The organism is Aeromonas sp. HMWF017 (assembly GCF_003061465.1).
Classification (GTDB): Bacteria; Pseudomonadota; Gammaproteobacteria; order Enterobacterales; family Aeromonadaceae; genus Aeromonas; species Aeromonas veronii.
In genome coordinates this window covers 1-506 of record NZ_QAJD01000136.1, presented here as the reverse complement: position 1 = coordinate 506, position 506 = coordinate 1, and the positions used below count along the sequence as shown (strand labels likewise).

The 506-nt window shown below is 60.1% G+C and carries 1 protein-coding gene; it reads right to left on the bottom strand.

Features of this window, described 5'->3' with window-relative positions; all coding sequences use genetic code 11:
- A partial coding sequence (locus DBR30_RS13565; protein WP_375135850.1) for a solute carrier family 23 protein occupies positions 1-506 on the bottom strand: 506 nt, incomplete at both ends.

Below are 506 nucleotides of genomic sequence, written 5' to 3'. Positions count from 1 at the left end.
CCTTGAAGACGTTCGGGTCATAGGAGACACCAAGCCCAAGACCCAGAGAGGTGGCGACAATCAGGGTCTCCCGCCGATCGAAGCCGTGGCTGATGATGATGCGACCACCTGCGATGGCGATCATGGAGAACATAATGACCATGGCTCCCCCCATCACAGGTGACGGTATGGTGGTAAAGAAGCGCCCCACCACAGGGAAGAGCCCCAGCAGCACCAGGATGACGGCAATAAACTTGCCCACATGGCGTGAGGCCACCCCGGTCATCTGGATCACCCCGTTGTTCTGGGCAAAGGTGGTGAGCGGCAGGGAACCGAGCGCCGAGGCGATCACCGAGACCAACCCATCAGCCAACACTCCGCCGGAGAGCCGTTTTTGAAACTCGGGGCCCTGAATATCCCGGTGGGAGACCATGGCGGTGGCGGTGATGTCCCCCACCGCCTCCAGCACGCTCAACAGATAGATGGTGCCCGCCAACATAAAGGCGTGAAAGTCGAAGGAGAAACCG